The sequence below is a fragment of the Streptomyces sp. NPDC050085 genome, assembly GCF_044460595.1.
GTDB lineage: Bacteria > Actinomycetota > Actinomycetes > Streptomycetales > Streptomycetaceae > Streptomyces.
Genome location: NZ_JBITJZ010000004.1, coordinates 406,971 through 424,516, shown reverse-complemented (window position 1 = coordinate 424,516; position 17,546 = coordinate 406,971). Strand labels below are relative to the sequence as shown.

Sequence of the window (17,546 nt, the reverse complement as noted above, 5' to 3'; positions counted from 1 at the left end):
AGCCGCATTTCGACACGGCCCTGCGCCCCTAAATGCAATGAGCTGGGGCCCGTCGCACATGCGACGGGCCCCAGCTCATTGCTTGCTTACGCCAGAATCTCCTCGGCGTCGAGGGTGACCCCGACGGCCTGGACGACCGACGCGATCTTGAACGCCTCCTGGACGACGTCACGGTCGACGCCCGCCTTGCGGAGCACCTGCTCGTGCGAGTCGAGGCACATGCCGCAGCCGTTGATCGCGGAGACCGCGAAGGACCACAGCTCGAAGTCGACCTTGTCGACACCGGGGTTGCCGATGACGTTCATCCGCAGGCCCGCGCGCATCGTCCCGTACTCGTCGTCCGAGAGCAGGTGACGCGTGCGGTAGAAGACGTTGTTCATCGACATGATGGCGGCGGCCGACTTGGCGGCCCGATACGCCTCCGGCGACAGGTTCGCCTCCGCCTCGGGCGCCAGCTCGCGCAGCACGCGCGGCGAGCGGGCGGCGATGGCGCACGCCAGGACGGTGCCCCACAGCTGCTGCTTGGGGAGCTCCGAGTTGCCGATGACCGAACCCAGGTTGAGCTTCAGGTCCTTGGCGTAGTCCGGTATCGCGGACTTCAGCTCATCGAGGGCCACGGTCACTCACCGGCCAGCAGCTTGACCGGGTCCAGGGTGTCCTCGCCCTTGCTCCAGTTGCACGGGCAGAGCTCGTCCGTCTGGAGCGCGTCGAGGACCCGCAGGACCTCCTTGGGGTTACGGCCGACGGAACCGGCGGTCACCATCGTGAACTGGATCTCGTTGTTCGGGTCCACGATGAAGACGGCGCGCTGGGCGAAGCCGTCCTCGCCCTCGATGCCGAGGTCACGCATGAGCTCGTGCTTCGAGTCGGCGAGCATCGGGAAGGGCAGGTCGGTCAGGTCCGGGTGGTCCTTGCGCCAGGCGTGGTGCACGAACTCGGAGTCGCCGGAGAAGCCGAGGATCTGGGTGTCGCGGTCGGCGAACTCGTCGTTCAGCTTGCCGAAGGCCGCGATCTCGGTCGGGCACACGAAGGTGAAGTCCTTCGGCCACGCGAAGACCACGAGCCAGCCCTTGTCTTCGCGGTTCTTCTTCAGCCACTCCGCGTCGATGCGCTCGAACTCCTTGCCCGTCTCGAGCGAGACGCAGGCGGTGAGGTCGAACTCCGGGAACTGATCTCCGACAGAAAGCACAAATGCCTCCGATGGTGCTGGGTTGGACGAAAGTCACCCTGCCACATCGGGGATCATGCGAGGAAATCGATCGTTCCCGGAATATCGATAGGAGAACTCGATCAGTGATCTCGGGCTCGGTCGACCTTGGGCTCAGTCGACCTTGGGCCCGTGGCGCAGGGAGGCCCGGATGGTGAAGGTGTGGCCGGCCGGGTCCGCGTACAGGCGCGCCTCGCTGGGGCCGCCGCGCCCGGAGGCCTCGATCGGCAGACCGCCCAGGGACACCACGCGCCGCTCGAGCTCGTCGACGTCGTCGGCGTCGGCCAGGAAGTCGAGATGGGTCTGGAGCGAGTCCTCCGGGCGGGGCCAGCTGGCCGGGGTGGCGTTGAGATCGCGGCGGAAGCCCATGCGCAGCCCGCCGGAGGTCTCGATGTCGGTGCGGTTCACCGTGGCGTCGGGGCACCGCTCGGCATCGAGCAACTCGATGTAGAACCGCGCCAGTTCGTCCGGGTCGGCGCAGTCCAGCACGATCGCGCCCGTGGTGATCAGTCCCATGTCTCCTCCTATGACGTCAGCAGGGAGTCGTCCTCGGTGCGGGCGCCGGGAAGCCGGAGCCGGGCCGCGATCAGCGCGGCGTCGATGTCGCGGGTGCCCGTGCTGACGCAGAGGGTGTAGGCGACGTCGTCCATCCTGCGCCGGACGTCCGGCGCACCCTTCTCCGCGTGCAGGATGCGCAGCGTGTCGTACTGCTCCACGAGATCGGCCAGCACGGCCGGGTGCGCCATCAGCATGGGTTCTCCTTGAGGTGGGGGCGGGGCGGGGCGGGGCGGGGTGGGGTGGGGCGGTGTGCACGTCCGAGTACCCGCGCCCCCGCCGCGCACGCGTCCGGCGTGGACTCGCGGAGGCACTGATTGGTCACATGGCTAGACTCGGCCATGTTGATCGGAGGTGGCTATCAGTGGCCGTACAGAACGGAAAGCCCGTGGGAGCGCGGAAGCGGCAGCCCAGCCTGGCGCAGCTGCGGGCGTTCGCCGCGGTCGCGGAGCACCTGCACTTCCGGGACGCGGCCGCGTCGATCGGGATGAGCCAGCCAGCGCTGTCCGGCGCGGTGTCCGCCCTCGAGGAGACGCTCGGGGTGGGCCTCGTGGAGCGTACGACGAGGAAGGTGCTGCTCTCGCCTGCCGGGGAGCGGATCGCGGTGCGGGCCCGGGCCGTGCTCGACGAGGTCGGGGCGCTCATGGAGGAGGCCGAGACCGTGCGCGCGCCGTTCACCGGGGTGCTGCGGCTCGGGGTGATCCCGACGGTCGCGCCGTACCTGCTGCCGACCGTGCTGCGGCTCGTGCACGAGAAGTACCCGGACCTGGATCTGCAGGTGCACGAGGAGCAGACCTCGTCACTGATCGAGGGTCTGGCCGCCGGGCGGCTCGATCTGCTGCTGCTCGCCGTGCCGCTCGGTGTGCCGGGCGTCACCGAACTCCCGTTGTTCGACGAGGACTTCGTGCTCGTGACGCCGCTCGACCACAAGCTCGGCGGACGCGAGGGCATCCCGCGCGACGCCCTGCGCGAGCTGAATCTGCTGCTCCTCGACGAGGGGCACTGCCTGCGCGACCAGGCCCTGGACATCTGCCGGGAGGCGGGCCGCGCGGACGCCCCCGTCACCACGACCGCCGCGGGCCTGTCCACGCTGGTGCAGCTCGTCGCGGGCGGGCTCGGGGTGACGCTGCTGCCGCGGACCGCGGTGGCCGTCGAGACCAGCCGCAGCAGCGAGTTGCTCACCGGGTACTTCGCCGAACCCGCGCCCACCCGCCGGGTCGCGCTCGCCATGCGTACGGGCGCGGCCCGCTCCGCGGAGTACGAGGAGCTGGCCGCCGCCCTGCGAACTGCCTTGCAGGGACTGCCCGTTCGGGTCCTTCAGGGCTGAGGCTCTACTCCGTCCTCAACCCATCCGCCCGCATCAGCCGCCACAGCGGCGGCATGCTGAGCAGGGTCACGACCACGATCGCCGCCGCGCCCACCCCGGCCAGCGGCAGGAACACCAGCCAGTCGGTGACCTTCCTGTCGACCATGCCGAGCATCAGCCGGCCGAGGCCGAGCCCGCCGCCGATGGCGAGTGCCAGGCCGAGGACGACCGGGATCGCCGTCTGCCACAGGACGGACCAGGCGAGCGTCGCCCGCCGCGTGCCGTAGGCGACCAGGATCGACAACAGCCGCCTGCGGTCGCGCAGTTGCTCGATCTGGGACACCAGCATCGACGCGGCGATCAGCGTCATCGTCAGGGCCGCCGCCGTGAACAGGCCCCGGCGGATGCTCGCGTACTCCTTGTCGCTCTCGGTCGCGCTGTAGTTCCACACCCGCATCGCCGGGTCGATCCCGAACGCGGTGTTGCGCACGTGGTCGGCGGCGTCCGGGACGCTCTCGTCGATCTGGATCTGCGCCGAGGTCGAGGCGTGCTCCAGGCGGTGCACGTCGAGCGCGGCCGGTGTGGCGAGGATGCCGCCGAAGCGGGTGCCGCCCGGGTCGGGCCGGGACTGCACCGTGCGGGTGCCCTTCGGCAGTCGCCAGTTCCGCGACTTCGTATCGCCGAGGGTGAGCAGGGTGCCGGGCTTGGCCCCCTTCGCCAACTCCTCGTCCGCCGGGGCGTAGTCGGACCCGACGACCCGGAAGACGTCGCCGTCCTTGCAGGACGGCAGGTTCGCCATCTCGCGCAGCGAGGTGCAGGAGCCGACGCGGACCTCCGCCGAGACCACCGACCCGTCGGCGTCCGGCTTGGCACCCGCCGGGCTCGCCCAGGTGTCGACCGTGCCGATCACCGAACGGACGCCCTTGGTCGCCTGGAACTCCTTCACCATCCGCTCGGCGAGCTCACCGCTGGAGAAGCCGGCGCTCGCGGCGATCTGGGCCCGGTGGGGGTCCTCGCCCGTCGTCTTGGTGAAGTCGTCGTTGATGCCGGACATGAACATCTGCAGGGCGATGCCGCCCGCCACCGCGATGGTGATCCCGGCGACCGCGCGAGAGGCGCTCGTGCTGCTCAACTGGAGCCTGCGCACGGCCAGTTGCCAGGGCACGCTGCCGCCGTGCAGGCGCTGCACCGTCGCCTCGACCAGCCACGGAAGCACCAGGACCAGACCGATCAGGATGAGCCCGATGCCGGCCGAGATCTGGACGACGCCGCGGGTCGAGTTCGCATCGGACGACCCCGACACGAGCAGCAGCAGGGCGCCGACGACCGGCACCGGGATCCGCCACCACAGGCGCCTGCCCCTGGTGCGGCCGCTGCGCACGACGCCCAGCGGCTCGATCACGACCGAGCGCAGCGCGAACACCGTGACCGCGACGGCGGCCACCGGCACGGCCAGCAGGATCAGCACGGCGAGTGCGGGCACCGGCGTGAAGTCCGCCGGGAACGCCGACAGGCGCCAGATCTCGATGTGGGCGAACAGCTGCCGCGAGGCCAGGAAGAACCCGACCCCGAACACGAGCCCGACGAGCGTGCCGAACAGGGCCTCGCCCGCCGCCATCCGCCGCGTCATCCGCACGTCCGCGCCGACCAGGCGCAGCGCGGCGAGCCGCTTGTCGCGCCGCTCGCCGCCGAACCGCACGGCCGTCGCGATGAAGATGCCGACGGGGACGAGCAGCACGAGGCAGGCGAGCACGATCAGCACGATCAGTATCGGGTCCAACGGCGCGCTCGGGTACGTCATCCCGAAGTGGTCGATGCGCGTGGCGCCGCGGTCGGCGCTGAGCGCGTCGCTGCCCACGTACAGATAGAGCTCGAAGGGGTCGGTCAGGCCCGCGTCGTGGATCGTGCCGATGACGCGGTAGTCGTAGCGCTCCTTGAGGAGCTTGCCCTCGGCGGAGTCGAGCAGCTTCTTCAGGGCGGGCGAGACCACCATCTCGCCGGGGCCCGGCAGCTTGTCGACGCCGGGCGGCAGCGGCGGGTGCGCGCCCTCGGGCCGCACCAGGTGGCCGCCGATGGACTCGTCCCGGAAGTCGGAGGACGCGTCGGCGGTGAGCAACGTCCGGTCGCCCGGCTTGAGTTGGCCGCTCGTGCCGACGCCGAGCTGGCGGGCGTCGCCGCGCACGTCGCGCTCGTGCAGGAACGACGGCACGGACGCGGCGCCGAGCAGCAGGGCCACACCGAGCCCGACGCCGATCGCGGTCAGCAGCGTACGGATCCAGCCCTCGCGGCCGCCGGACGCGGCGAACCGGATGCCGAGGCCGAGGTCGCGCAGCCAGCCGGACGGGCCGGGGGAGCCGGCGGGTGCCGTGGCGTGCCCGGCGCGCTCGCGGTCGTCCAGGAGCGTCATCGGGTGAACTCCATGTCCCTGGACTTGCCGTCCCGTACGACGATCTCGCGGTCCGAGTAGGCCGCGACCCGGGTCTCGTGCGTGACGAGGACGACGGCCGCGTTCGTCGAGCGGGCCGCCTCCGTCAGCAGCTCCATGACGCGCTCGCCGTTCAGGGAGTCGAGGGCGCCGGTCGGCTCGTCGGCGAACAGCACGCGCGGGTTGGTCACCAACGACCGTGCCACGGCGACGCGTTGACCCTGACCGCCCGATATCTCGCCGGGCCGCTTGCCGCCCAGGTCGTCGATCTCCAGGCGCTCCAGCCAGGACGCCGCCCGGCGCTCGGCCTCCTTGCGCTTGGCGCCGGTGAGCCGCAGCGGCAGCGCCACGTTCTCCAGGCAGGTCAACTCCGGTACCAGCTGGCCGAATTGGAAGACGAAGCCGAACTCGGTGCGGCGCAGGGCGCTGCGCTCCGCGTCCGACATCGCGGTCAGCTCGCGGCCGTCGTACGTGATCGAGCCCGAGTCGGGGGTGACGATCCCGGCCAGGCAGTGCAGCAGCGTCGACTTGCCCGAGCCCGAGGGGCCCATCACGGCGACGATCTCACCGGGGTGGATGGTGAACGCGGCGCCGTCCAGGGCCGGGGTCGGCCCGTACGCCTTGTGCAGGTCCTTGGCGGTGAGGAGGGATCCGGCGGGAGTCATGAGGGGCGCACCTCCGCGGCGAGCTTGTCGAGGCGCGCGGCGGTGAGCTCCAGCCAGCGCAGGTCGGCTTCCAGGTGGAACAGGGCGTGGTCGCAGATCAGCTGGTCGGCGAGGTCGCCCTTGCGCTTGCGGTCGGTGAGGATCCGCATCAGGCGCAGGTGCTCGGCGCGCTGCGTGTCGAGGAGCTCGCTCGCGTCGCGGTCGGTGAGCAGCGCGAGGACGACCTTCGTGTAGAGGGTCGACTGCAGGTACGGCTCAGGCTTCTCCGGGGTCGCGAGCCACTGCTGCACGTCCGTGATGCCGGCTTCGGTGATCGCGTACCGCTTGCGCTCGGGGCCGCCGCCCGCCTCTATCCCGTCGACCTCGACGAGGCCGTTCTTCAGGAGGCGGGACATGGTCGAGTAGACCTGCCCGTAGTGCAGGGGCTTGTCGTGCCCGAAGGTCTCGTCGAAGGTGCGCTTCAGGTCGTAACCGTGGCGGGGCCCGGATTCCAGGAGCCCGAGAAGGGTGTGGCCGATGGACATGGAGAGGACTGTACACGGCGTGTATACCTAGTGCGTATACCTCGCGTGTATAACCGGAGTACGTGCAGCTCAGGGGCGCTCGCCGTGCTCGTCGGGGGCCTTGGGCGGCCGCCCCCGACGAGGTATCGGCCCCGCCGAGCCGGGCAGCCGGCCCGACTCGGCGAGGGCCCTGCGCAGCAGGAACTCGATCTGTGCGTTCGCGGAGCGCAGCTCGTCCCCGGCCCAGCGCGCGAGCGCGTCGTACACGGCCGGGTCGAGCCGCAGCAGAACCTGCTTACGAGGGCGCGGGGTCACTGGTAGAGCGTCCCGGTGTTGAGCACCGGCTGCGCCGCGCGGTCGCCGCAGAGCACGACGAGCAGGTTCGAGACCATCGCCGCCTTGCGCTCCTCGTCGAGGGCCACGAAGTCCTGCTCGGTGATCCGGGCCAGCGCGTCCTCGACCATGCCGACCGCGCCGTCGACGATGAGGCGCCGGGCCGCGACCACGGCACCGGCCTGCTGCCGCTGCAGCATCGCCGAGGCGATCTCGGGCGCGTACGCGAGGTGCGTGAAGCGGGACTCGATGATCTGGACCCCGGCCGCCTCGACCCGTGCGTGCAGTTCGAGCGCGAGCTTCTCGGTGATCTCCTCGGCGTTGCCGCGCAGCGAGAGCCCGCCCTCGTCGTGTGCGTCGTAGGGGTACTCGATGGCGATGTGCCGGACGGCCGCCTCGGTCTGCGTGGAGACGAACTCGAGGAAGTCGTCGACCTCGAACGTGGCCTGCGCCGTGTCCTCGACCTTCCAGACGACGACCGCGGCGAGCTCGATCGGATTGCCGTACGCGTCGTTGACCTTGAGCACGGCCGTCTCGTGGTTGCGTACGCGCGTCGAGATCTTGGTGCGCGAGGTCAGCGGGTTGACCCAGCGCAGGCCGTCCTCGCGGATCGTGCCCCGGTAGCGGCCGAAGAGCTGGACGACGCGGGCCTCGCCCGGCGCCACCATGTTCAGGCCGCCCATCGCGAAGAGCGAGCCGATCCCCAGGGCGATGCCGACCACCGCGAGCACGCCGCCCGCGGCGCCGGAGCCCAGGGTCGCCCCGATCACGGTGATGCCGATCCCGGCGGCGAGCCCGATCAGGCCGAGCAGCAGGGCGAGGCCGCCGCCGATGCTCTGTGCTGTGAATTCCCGTACGTGCGCCTTCGGCATCTCGGGCACGTCCGGTACGTCCGGTGTGGCGTCCGTCTCGGTCATGACAGTCCCCGTTCCTCTGGACTTCTCTGAACTGCTGGTTCGTGGCCGTGCGGCCGGAACCCGGTCTAGCAAAGTGATATCACTTTACTCCGCCCGGCAACCATCGGCACCCCTGGATCGTCGGTTCCACTGGGGCAGGTGCTGATTGTCACGTCCGGAAATGACCGGATCGGCAGGGTTTTGCCTTAAGTGGCGGTGTTAGCTTCATGAGCTGATTCAGCACGAACGAGCACGAACGACTGGTATCGAGAAGCGGAGAACCTGGAGCCATGGGCCGAGCGGATGCGAGAAAGGCGCGCAAGCGCGCGGCGCGGCCGTCGGGCATACGCCGCTTCTTCACCTGGAAGAAGCTCCTGGGCGCGTTCTTCGGGTTCGTGCTGCTGTGCATGGGCGCGTTCGTGGTGCTGTACATGGTGATCGACGTGCCCGAGGGCAACCCCGACGCCAAGCTGCAGAGCAACGTCTACAAGTACAGCGACGGCACGACCATGGCCCGCACCGGCGAGGTCAACCGCGAGATCGTGGACCTGGCCGACGTGCCCAAGGGCGTCCAGCAGACCTTCGTGGCCGCCGAGAACAAGTCCTTCTACAAGGACACGGGCATCGACTTCAAGGGCACCGCCCGCGGTGTGCTGAACACGCTCAGCGGCAAGGGCAAGCAGGGTGGTTCGACGATCACCCAGCAGTACGTGAAGAACTACTACCTGACGCAGGACCAGACCGTCACGCGCAAGCTGAAGGAACTGGTCATCTCGCTGAAGGTGGACCGCAAGATGTCCAAGGACGACATCCTCGCCGGGTACATCAACACCAGCTTCTACGGCCGCAGTTCCTGGGGCATCCAGGCCGCGGCCCAGGCCTACTACGGCGTCGACGCCAAGGACCTGAGCGTGGAGCAGGGCGCGTACCTCGCCGCACTGCTGCAGGCGCCGAACCAGTACGACTGGGCGATCGCCTCCGACACCGGCAAGCGGATGGCCAAGGCGCGCTGGAACTACGTCCTCGACAACATGGTCGACATGCACCAGCTGAGCGCGAGCGAGCGGCAGGGCATGAAGTTCCCCGTGCCGAAGGCGCCGAAGGCGGCCGCCGGGCTCCAGGGCCAGGAGGGCTATCTGTACCAGGCGGCCAAGGCCGAGGTGCAGAAGACCCTGAACCTGACCGACGAGCAGTTCGACGCGGGCGGCTACACGATCACGCTCAACATCGACCGCAAGAAGCAGAAGCAGCTGGAGAAGTCGGTCAAGGAGCAGCTGACGGACAAGCTGCACCCGAAGACCAGCAAGGCGGACGCGCGGGTCCAGGCGGGCGCGGTCTCGGTGGACCCGAAGACGGGCAAGATCCTTGCCATGTACGGCGGTTCGGGACTCTCCCAGCACTGGACCAACAACGCCACGCGCACCGACTACCAGCCTGCCTCCACCTTCAAGCCGATCATTCTCGCGGCCGCCCTGGAGAACCGGGCGAAGACACAGCGGGATCAGCCGATCGAGGCGAGCACCATCTACGACGGCACCAACAAGCGGCCCGTCGTCGAGGACGGCAAGAAGGTCGGCTTCGCCCCGCCGAACGAGGACGACCGCAGCTACGGCCCGGTCGACGTGCAGACCGCGATGAACAAGTCCATCAACTCCGTCTTCGCGCAGATGGGCGCGGACGTCGGCATGGACCAGGTCATGGCGACGGCCAAGAAGCTCGGCATGGACGACGCCGACCTCAAGCCGTACTACGCGCAGACGCTCGGCACGATGGGCGCGAGCCCGCTGGAGATGGCCGGGGTCTACGCGACCCTCGACAACCACGGCAAGCAGGTCACCCCGAAGATCGTGAAGTCGGTGTCCAAGGGCGGCCAGCCGGTCGAGCTGCCGGACGCGATCGGCGACCAGGTCATCAGCCGCGGCGTCGCCGACTCGGTCACCTCGGTGCTGACCGGTGTGGTCGACGACGGTACGGCGAAGACGTCGGTCAGTGACAACCCGGCCCGCGACGGCCAGCAGGTGGCGGGCAAGACCGGCACGTCCGACGACAACAAGTCGGCCTGGTTCACGGGCTACACGCCGAACCTGGTCACCTCGGTGGGCCTGTTCGGTGAGGGTGCGCTGAAGACCGCGGAAGCGGGCAACCAGGTCCCGATGAAGGGTGCCGGTGGCCGGCCGCGCGTCGACGGCGGCAGCTTCCCGGCCCAGATCTGGGCCCAGTACACCTTCAACTCCTCCAGCGCCTCCTCCGAGTTCGACCTCGACACCGACATGGGCGCCGCGGTCGAGCCCACCACCCAGCCGCCGACGACCCCGACGAACGAGCCTTCCAACACTCCGTCGACGACTCCGCCGACCACCCCGTCGACGACTCCGCCGACCACTCCGACGACGCCGACCGAGACGCCGACCACCGGGCCGCCGACGGACGAGCCGACGGACACCCCGACGACGCCGACCGATCCGACCTCACCGACGTGGGGCATCCCGGAGAACCCGGGTGACGGCAACAACAACGGCAACGACGGCGGCTAGCCGGACACGCGCGAAGGGCGCCCCGAACCGATCAGGTTCGGGGCGCCCTTCGCGCGTAACCGGTGGTGGAGGTACGTGCCCACGCCCTCTACGGCCCCTACGGCCCGTCCGCGCCGCCGCCCGGCCGGGCCAGTTCGAACCACACCACCTTGCCCGTGCTCAGCCGCGTCGCCCCCCACCGCCGCGCGAGGCGGTTCACCAGGAACAGGCCGCGGCCGCCCTCGTCGGTGGCGCGGGCCTGGCGCTGGCGCGGGAGCTGCGGGACGTCGTCGCCGACCTCGCAGCGCAGGACGTCGGTGCGCAGCAGGCGCAGGGTCACCGGGCGCGACGCGTAGCGCACCGCGTTCGTGACGACCTCGCTCACCAGGAGTTCGACCGAGTCGGTCATCTCCTCGAGTCCCCAGCGGGACAAGGCACTTCGGGCCAGCCGACGGGCCCGCCCCGGCGCCGCGTCCTCCGGCTCCAGGAACCAGTACGCGACGTCGCTGGGCGCGATGCCGTCGAAGCGGGCGGCGAGCAGCGCGATGTCGTCGTCCCGGTCGCCCGGGCCGAGCATGTCGAGCACCTCGTCGCAGAGCGCCTCCAGCGGCGGCGGATGGTCCGGGCCGGTCAACTGGGCGGTCGCGGCGAGACGTTCCCTCAGCTGCTCTATGCCGGTCCACACGTCGCGCAGCCGGGACTCCACCAGGCCGTCCGTGTACAGGAGCAGCGTGGCGCCCGCGGGCGCGTCCAGCTCGACCGCCTCGAAGTCGACCCCGCCGACGCCGATCGGCGCACCCGGCGGCACGCGCAGCACCTCGGCGCGGCCGCCCAGGTGGAGCAGGACCGGCGGCGGATGACCCGCGTTGGCGATGGTGATGCGGTGCGCGACCGGGTCGTAGACCGCGTACAGGCACGTCGCCATCCGGTCCGTGCCGAGTCGCTGCGCCTGCTCGTCGAGGTGGTGCAAGACCTCCTGCGGCGGCAGGTCGAGCCCGGCCAACGTCTGTGCGGTGGTGCGGAGTTGGCCCATGATCGCGGCCGAGGTCATGGAGTGCCCCATGACGTCGCCGACGACCAGGGCGACCCGGCTGCCCGGCAGCGGGATCGCGTCGTACCAGTCGCCGCCGACCCGCGCCGTCTCCGCCGCCGGAAGGTAGCGGGAGGCAAGCCGGACGCCCGTCGGGCGCGGCAGGGTCTCCGGCAGCATGGTGCGCTGCAGCTCGTCGGCGATGTACGCCTCGCGCCCGTAGAGCACCGCCTTGTCGATGCCGAGCGCGGAGTGCGTCGCCAACTGCCCGGCTACCAGCAGGTCGTCGCCGTCGAACGCGGGCCGGTCCGGGCGGCGCAGGAACACCGCGGCGCCGATCACCCGGCGGCGCCCGCGCAGCGGAGCCAGGATCGCCCGGCGCCCGGTGGGCAACGCCCGGTCCCCGCCCAGCAGTTCGGGCAGCGCGGCGAGCGCGGCGGGGGAGTCCGCGAAGACGGGACGCACGCCGCGCAGCACCTCGGCCAGGGCGCCGCCCGGCCGCACCTCGCACAACTCGGCGCTGTCCGGCGCCAGTTCGGGCTGCGGCACGACGGGACCGGACAAGGGGGAGCGCCCGGCCAGGGTGCCGCCTTCCGTGTCCGGGTCGTCCACGGCGTCGGGAATCCGGTCGGTGCGGCGCAGGCGCAGCACCATCGGACCGGTCGGCCGCTCGTCACCGACGGGCAGCGGCTCGCGCAGGTACACCAGGATCGCGTCCGAGAACGTCGGCACCGTCGCCCGGCACAGGCCCATCACGATCTCGTCGAGGTCGATGCCCCGGGCGATCCGCCGCGTCGCCGCGCCGACGAAGCGCAGCCGGTCGCCGTCCCGGCGCATCGGCGCGGGCTGCCCCGGCGGGCGCACCTGCCCGGTCCGCCGCTCGCCGCCGTCCGGCGCGCCCGTGGGACGCACCGGCTCGGGCGAGGGGGAGTGCGGCTGCGCGTGCTCCGACGCCGACGCCTCCGCGGCGGCCGAGGCCGCGGCCGCGTGCCGCGGCTGCTGCGGTAAGCCGTCGCCCACCGGGGACCCCGACGCCTGCGGGGTACGCCTGAGGGCCCCGCGGGGATCGGCGGGGTGGGCCGCCGTGCCGTGGTGGCGGCCGTCGTGGGAGCCTTGGTAAGAGGCTGAGTGCTCCGTCACGCGTGTCGAATCCGTCCGTCCGGGGCTGCGCGCCGTGGCACTGTCCAGTGCGCCGGCAGTGGGGGAACAGCCGGTGCTCGGGTGGGGCTGCGCAGTTCGTCCCGCAGGAGATCCGATACCCGCAATGTGTGCCCCGGGAACGGAATTCGCGCTTCGCGCGGACCGGACCCGACCACCGACGACACCATCCGGCCATCGAGTCGCGGCGGCAACTGCGCGACGCGGCCCGGTCGTTGACCCCGTCCGGGCCGATCCGTCCTGTCCGCTCCACCCATGTTCACGGTCTCGCCGCCCCTCGATGACCTCGTTGACATCGTGTCAGACCTGCCGCGTGCGCCAAGAGTTGCTGCCCGCGATGCTCCGCGTACGCCTCCGTGCGCCCCTCTCCGAACTTGCGGAGGACGATCCTACGGTTCCCCCATGGGGGCGCATCAAGGGTCTCATGAGGACACGTGCGCGGGCGTACGGTCCCAGTCCTTCGGCAGTGCCGGGACGGGCCACGCGGGATCGGGCCGCCAGTGCTGCCAGCCGTCCGCGAACGGGTGCCCCCAGCGCTCGATGACCTCGATCGCCCGGCGCCCCGCGGCCCGCACGCCCGCACCCTGCTCCGGGCTCATCAGACCCACCGACAGCGCCTGCGCGAACTCGTCCTCGTCGTGCCAGCGCCAGCTGCGGTCCTCGTACACCGACAGGTCGAGGAAGTGGTCCTCGGAGTCCACGCCCCGGGCCCACCGTACCCGCGGCTCCTCCAGGTTCACGTACCAGTTGCGAAAGGCCCAGCCGGGCTCCCAGAACAGCCACACCGACCAGGGCTCGCCGGGCCGCGCCAGCTTGAGCACGCCCGTGCCGAACCAGCGGTCGCGCTGCACGGTGCGCGGCTTGGTGTAACGGGTGGTCAGCGGCTCGCGGTGCACCGGAGTGCCGTCGGCGAGCACCGGCTTCACGCACTCGGTGCCGGGCGCCAGCCACACGGCGAGCAGCTCGTCGGTGTCCTGGACGACGGTGACCGGACGGCAGATGTGGATGTCCCCGGAACCGGGATCTCCCGCGTTGGCGCGGTAGCGCCACAGGATCCGCTCCCCGGGCGCCCAGCGCCCCTCGCTCATCCGGTCGTCGTCTGTCATGCACAGATATTAGGTGCCAGAGGCATACCGCAGCCGTGGCCTGCGCCACGATTGCGTCATTCGGCCATCGCACGTCACGGGCGCGTCATCCGCAGGACATCCAGCGCTTCGTCGAGCTGCTCGACGGTGAGGTCGCCGCGCTCCACATAGCCGCCCTCCAGCACGACCTCACGGATCGTCCGGCGCTCCGCGAGCGACTTCTTGGCGACCTTGGCGGCCTCCTCGTACCCGATGTACTTGTTCAGCGGCGTGACGACGGACGGCGACGACTCGGCGTACTCGCGGGCCCGCTCGCGGTTGGCGGTGATGCCGTCGACGGTGCGGTCGGCGAGCAGGCGCGAGACGTTCGCGAGCAGGCGGATCGATTCCAGTACGTTCTTGGCGATCACCGGCAGCATCACGTTCAGCTCGAAGTTGCCCGCCGCGCCGGCCGTGGCCACCGTCGCGTCGTTGCCGATCACCTGCGCGGCGACCATCAGGGTCGCCTCGGGAATGACCGGATTCACCTTGCCCGGCATGATCGACGAGCCGGGCTGCAGATCGGGCAGGCTGATCTCCGCGAGCCCGGTGCGCGGACCGGACGCCGCCCACCGCAGATCGTTCGCGATCTTCGTCAGGCCGACCGCGATGGTGCGCAGCTGCCCGCTGGTCTCCACGATGCCGTCGCGCGCGCCCTGCGCCTCGAAGTGGTCGCGGGCCTCGGTCAGCGGCAGCCCGGTGGCCCGCGCCACCTCGGCGATGACGGCGGCCGAGAAGCCGGGCGGAGTATTGATGCCCGTGCCGACTGCCGTGCCGCCCAAGGGGAGTTCGGCCAGGCGGGGCAGGGACGCGGTGAGCCGCTCGACGCCGTAGCGCACCTGCGCCGCGTAGCCGCCGAACTCCTGGCCGAGCGTCACCGGCGTCGCGTCCATCAGATGCGTACGGCCCGACTTCACGACGTCGGCGAACTCGGCCGCCTTGCGCTCGAAGGACGCGGCCAGGTGCTCCAGGGCCGGGATCAGGTCGTGGGTGACGGCCGCCGTGGCCGCGATGTGGATCGAGGACGGGAAGACGTCGTTCGACGACTGCGACGCGTTCACGTGGTCGTTCGGGTGCACGTCCCGGCCCAGGCGCTCGGTGGCGAGCGTGGCCAGGACCTCGTTCGTGTTCATGTTGGACGACGTGCCGGAGCCCGTCTGGAAGACGTCCACCGGGAACTCGTCGTCCCAGCGGCCCTCGGCGACCTCGGCGGCCGCGGCCGCGATGGCCCCGGCGATGTCCTTGTCGAGGACGCCGAGCTCCGCGTTCACCGTCGCCGCGGCGCCCTTGATGCGGGCGAGGGCCTCGATGTGCGCGCGCTCCAGGCGCTGCCCCGAGACCGGGAAGTTCTCCACGGCGCGCTGGGTCTGCGCCCGCCACTTGGCGTGCGCGGGCACCCGCACCTCGCCCATGGAGTCGTGCTCGATCCGGTACTCGTTCGACATCGTCGTCCGCCTCCGCGTCTCTTCGTGGCCCTGTCCGGCACTGTCCGTGCCAGCACTGATCACCGGGCAGCTATTCCGGTATTCCGGGACCCGCTTCCGAGGTGCCCGGCCATCGGGTTGGCCTTACGTTCGATCCATGATCTCCATACTCTCCGTGGTCGCGCTGGCACTCACCGCGACCACCGCCGCCGGGGCCGTTCCCGCCCCCGCCGCCGAGTCCCCCGACGAGGTCCGCGCCTTCTGGACCCAGGAACGCATGGCCGAGGCCATCGCGGACTCCGCGGCACCCGAGCCGCCCGACGGCGTCCCGTGGACCTCCGGCGCCGAGCCCGTACGCAACGTGGGCCGGCTGTTCATGGAGCTGACCGACGGCCGCAAGGCCACCTGCACGGGCGCCGTCGTCCAGGCCGCCAACCGCAGCGTGATCGCCACCGCCGGGCACTGCGTCCACCTCAAGGAGGTCGGCGGCTTCATGAAGAAGCTGCTGTTCGTGCCCGCGTACGACAAGGGCGCCAAGCCCTACGGCTCGTACGTGGCCACCGCGGTCCAGGTCGACGAGGCCTGGCAGAAGGACGAGGACCACAAGGTCGACTTCTCCTTCGTCACCCTCGGCCCCGACGAGCAGGGCCGCTCGGTCGAGAACGTCACCGGAGCGCGCCCGGCCGCCTTCGCCCCCGTCGCGGGCAAGAAGACCGCGCTCGGCTACCCCTACGTCAAGCCGTACGACGGCGAGACGCTCCAGTACTGCTCGGGCCCCACCACCCCCGTCTTCGACATCCGCCTGCCGGGCGGCGAACAGCTGAAGCCGTGCCGCATGACCAACGGCGCCAGCGGCGGCCCCTGGTACGCGCGTGACGGCAAGGGCGTCGACGTCCAGGTCGGCGTGACCAGCGCGCGCCCCTCGGAGGCCGGGTTCGAGGACGTCGCCTGGGGCGCGATGTTCAACGACACGGCCAAGGGGCTGTACGAGAAGGCGGCCTCGCTCCGGTAGGCGGTGGGCGGTAGGCGGTAGGCGGTCAAGCGGCGAACACGAGCAGCGTGAACACGAAGAACAGCCCGATCAGGACCGGCCAGTACAGCAGCGTCGGCAGCAGGTTGTCCTTCCACTCCAGGACCCGGATCTCGGTGTCGGAGCCGAGCAGGATGGCGTTCGCGAAGATGCCCATGATCACGATGTACTGGGCGATCGCGAAGTACTCCAGATACGTCAGCGACGTATCGCCCGCGATCTCCCGGATCTGGGTCTGGTCCACCACCACGACGAGCAGCAGGGACACGGCGAACGAGATCGCGGTCCAGGTCGAGAAGCCGAACCGCGGGTTCTTGTTGTCGTCCTTCGTGTAGACGAACAGCGCCAGGAACATGATCGCGGCGATGAACAGCGACTGCAGCAGCTTGCCGAACAGCGGGCCCGCCCAGTTCCGCTCCATGCCGAGGTTGAAGTACAGCTCCGGCGCGTTCTTGAAGGGCTTGTCGAAGTCCTGCACGCCCATCGTCGACGAGACGCCGTGCTGCTTGAAGCTCCACGCCGTGAAGTACGGGTTCCAGCCCGTCGTCACGATCTCCTCGTCGAGACCGATCGCGCTGTCGTTCATCCAGGGCGGGTACGACGCGTAGTCCGGGACGAGGACGTCGTTGGTGAACGTGGCCGCCGTCCACATCCGCAGCCAGATGTTCTGCTTGTCCAGCGGGTACTTCGAGTAGTTGAAGTGCTGGCGCAGGGTCAGGTTGAAGTGCCAGCCCTTGAGGCGTTCGCCGTCGGTGTTCGTGGTGTCGTACGCCTCGGTCTGCGAGTCCCCGTAGCCGTCGGGCGCCTCCGGGAAGACGACGCCCATGCTCGACTCCGGTACGTCCTTCGAGTACCGCTGCCACACATAGCCGCTGACCTCGACCTCCTGCGGCTCCGTGAACTTGGCGCCCTGGATGAAGACGCCGGTGGGGATGTAGCGCAGCTTCACCCCCGGGAACGTCTTGTTCATGTACGCGTCGGTGGCCTTCGGCGTGTCCACGTCCTGCCCGACGATCGTGTCCGTCGCCTTGTCGTGGGCCACGATCTGCCAGACCGCCCCGATGCCGAGCGCGAAGATGACGCTCATCGCCGTCGCCATCAGGGCGCAGCGCCGTGCCGTGAACAGGTACGGCTTGATCAGCGCGGCGGCGACCGCCAGGCACAGCAGGACGATGCTGAGGAGGAGCAGGGCCCAGCCGGAGCGCTCGGTGTGGTCGGCCTGGATGTTGCCGTCGGCGAAGTAGAGGAACCCGGTCAGGACCGTGGTGACGGTGAACAGGGCGACGAGCGCCAGGTTGATCTTGCCGATCCGGCGACTCCAGACGGCGCGTCTGCTCCCGGGCTTCATGTGCCTCATGTGCTTCATGGGCTTCATGG

16 protein-coding genes are annotated in these 17,546 nt (G+C 70.4%); 3 read left to right on the top strand and 13 right to left on the bottom strand.

Annotated elements, in window-relative coordinates; all coding sequences use genetic code 11:
* Positions 1-86: 86 nt before the first annotated feature.
* From ACIBUY_RS18045 to ACIBUY_RS18030, 4 genes are all read right to left on the bottom strand, one after another.
* Positions 87-617, bottom strand: a complete 531-nt coding sequence (locus ACIBUY_RS18045; RefSeq protein WP_365580080.1) for an alkyl hydroperoxide reductase — start codon at positions 615-617, stop codon at positions 87-89.
* 2 nt (positions 618-619) lie between these two features.
* Positions 620-1,189, bottom strand: coding sequence for a peroxiredoxin (locus ACIBUY_RS18040; protein WP_365580077.1), 570 nt, complete (start codon positions 1,187-1,189; stop codon positions 620-622).
* A 132-nt stretch (positions 1,190-1,321) separates the two neighbouring features.
* Complete coding sequence (locus ACIBUY_RS18035) at positions 1,322-1,723, bottom strand: VOC family protein (RefSeq protein WP_399153020.1); 402 nt, start codon at positions 1,721-1,723, stop codon at positions 1,322-1,324.
* Between the two features lie 8 nt (positions 1,724-1,731).
* Positions 1,732-1,959 carry a DUF5133 domain-containing protein gene (locus ACIBUY_RS18030; RefSeq protein WP_399153019.1) on the bottom strand — a complete coding sequence of 76 codons (228 nt, stop codon included), beginning with the start codon at positions 1,957-1,959 and terminating at the stop codon, positions 1,732-1,734.
* Positions 1,960-2,150: 191 nt separating this feature from the next.
* Here ACIBUY_RS18030 and ACIBUY_RS18025 point away from each other — a divergent pair, with 191 nt between their 5' ends.
* On the top strand, positions 2,151-3,089 hold the full coding sequence (locus ACIBUY_RS18025; RefSeq protein ID WP_399153018.1) for a hydrogen peroxide-inducible genes activator: 939 nt from the start codon (positions 2,151-2,153) through the stop codon (positions 3,087-3,089).
* Between the two features lie 4 nt (positions 3,090-3,093).
* Here ACIBUY_RS18025 and ACIBUY_RS18020 read toward each other — a convergent pair whose 3' ends face one another.
* The 5 genes from ACIBUY_RS18020 to ACIBUY_RS18000 form a co-directional block, all read right to left on the bottom strand.
* Entirely contained in the window at positions 3,094-5,475 is a 2,382-nt protein-coding gene (locus ACIBUY_RS18020) for an ABC transporter permease (protein WP_365580070.1), read from the bottom strand.
* Positions 5,472-6,158, bottom strand: a complete 687-nt coding sequence (locus ACIBUY_RS18015) for an ABC transporter ATP-binding protein (RefSeq protein ID WP_365580068.1) — start codon at positions 6,156-6,158, stop codon at positions 5,472-5,474. Before ACIBUY_RS18015 ends, ACIBUY_RS18020 begins: the two co-directional genes overlap by 4 nt.
* Positions 6,155-6,682, bottom strand: a complete 528-nt coding sequence (locus ACIBUY_RS18010; RefSeq protein ID WP_365580065.1) for a PadR family transcriptional regulator — start codon at positions 6,680-6,682, stop codon at positions 6,155-6,157. The genes ACIBUY_RS18015 and ACIBUY_RS18010 overlap by 4 nt, the downstream gene beginning before the upstream one ends.
* Positions 6,683-6,751: 69 nt before the next feature.
* Complete coding sequence (locus ACIBUY_RS18005; protein WP_399153172.1) at positions 6,752-7,027, bottom strand: hypothetical protein; 276 nt, start codon at positions 7,025-7,027, stop codon at positions 6,752-6,754.
* Complete coding sequence (locus ACIBUY_RS18000; RefSeq protein ID WP_365580060.1) at positions 6,973-7,911, bottom strand: SPFH domain-containing protein; 939 nt, start codon at positions 7,909-7,911, stop codon at positions 6,973-6,975. Before ACIBUY_RS18000 ends, ACIBUY_RS18005 begins: the two co-directional genes overlap by 55 nt.
* Positions 7,912-8,180: 269 nt before the next feature.
* Between ACIBUY_RS18000 and ACIBUY_RS17995 the strand changes: the two genes are divergently transcribed.
* Positions 8,181-10,424: a transglycosylase domain-containing protein gene (locus ACIBUY_RS17995; RefSeq protein ID WP_399153017.1), complete on the top strand. Its 2,244-nt coding sequence runs from the start codon at positions 8,181-8,183 to the stop codon at positions 10,422-10,424.
* A gap of 97 nt (positions 10,425-10,521) precedes the next feature.
* Here the strand turns inward: ACIBUY_RS17995 and ACIBUY_RS17990 are convergent, their stop codons facing one another.
* The 3 genes from ACIBUY_RS17990 to ACIBUY_RS17980 form a co-directional block, all read right to left on the bottom strand.
* A complete protein-coding gene (locus ACIBUY_RS17990) occupies positions 10,522-12,573 on the bottom strand; it encodes a SpoIIE family protein phosphatase (protein WP_365569084.1) in 2,052 nt (683 codons plus the stop codon).
* 440 nt (positions 12,574-13,013) lie between these two features.
* Complete coding sequence (locus ACIBUY_RS17985; protein WP_365569081.1) at positions 13,014-13,697, bottom strand: DUF402 domain-containing protein; 684 nt, start codon at positions 13,695-13,697, stop codon at positions 13,014-13,016.
* A 74-nt stretch (positions 13,698-13,771) separates the two neighbouring features.
* Entirely contained in the window at positions 13,772-15,160 is a 1,389-nt protein-coding gene (locus ACIBUY_RS17980) for a class II fumarate hydratase (RefSeq protein WP_399153016.1), read from the bottom strand.
* Between the two features lie 136 nt (positions 15,161-15,296).
* Here ACIBUY_RS17980 and ACIBUY_RS17975 point away from each other — a divergent pair, with 136 nt between their 5' ends.
* Positions 15,297-16,151: a trypsin-like serine protease gene (locus ACIBUY_RS17975; RefSeq protein ID WP_365569075.1), complete on the top strand. Its 855-nt coding sequence runs from the start codon at positions 15,297-15,299 to the stop codon at positions 16,149-16,151.
* A 25-nt stretch (positions 16,152-16,176) separates the two neighbouring features.
* Here ACIBUY_RS17975 and ACIBUY_RS17970 read toward each other — a convergent pair whose 3' ends face one another.
* A complete protein-coding gene (locus tag ACIBUY_RS17970) occupies positions 16,177-17,535 on the bottom strand; it encodes a hypothetical protein (protein ID WP_399153015.1) in 1,359 nt (452 codons plus the stop codon).
* Between the last annotated feature and the right edge of the window lie 11 nt (positions 17,536-17,546).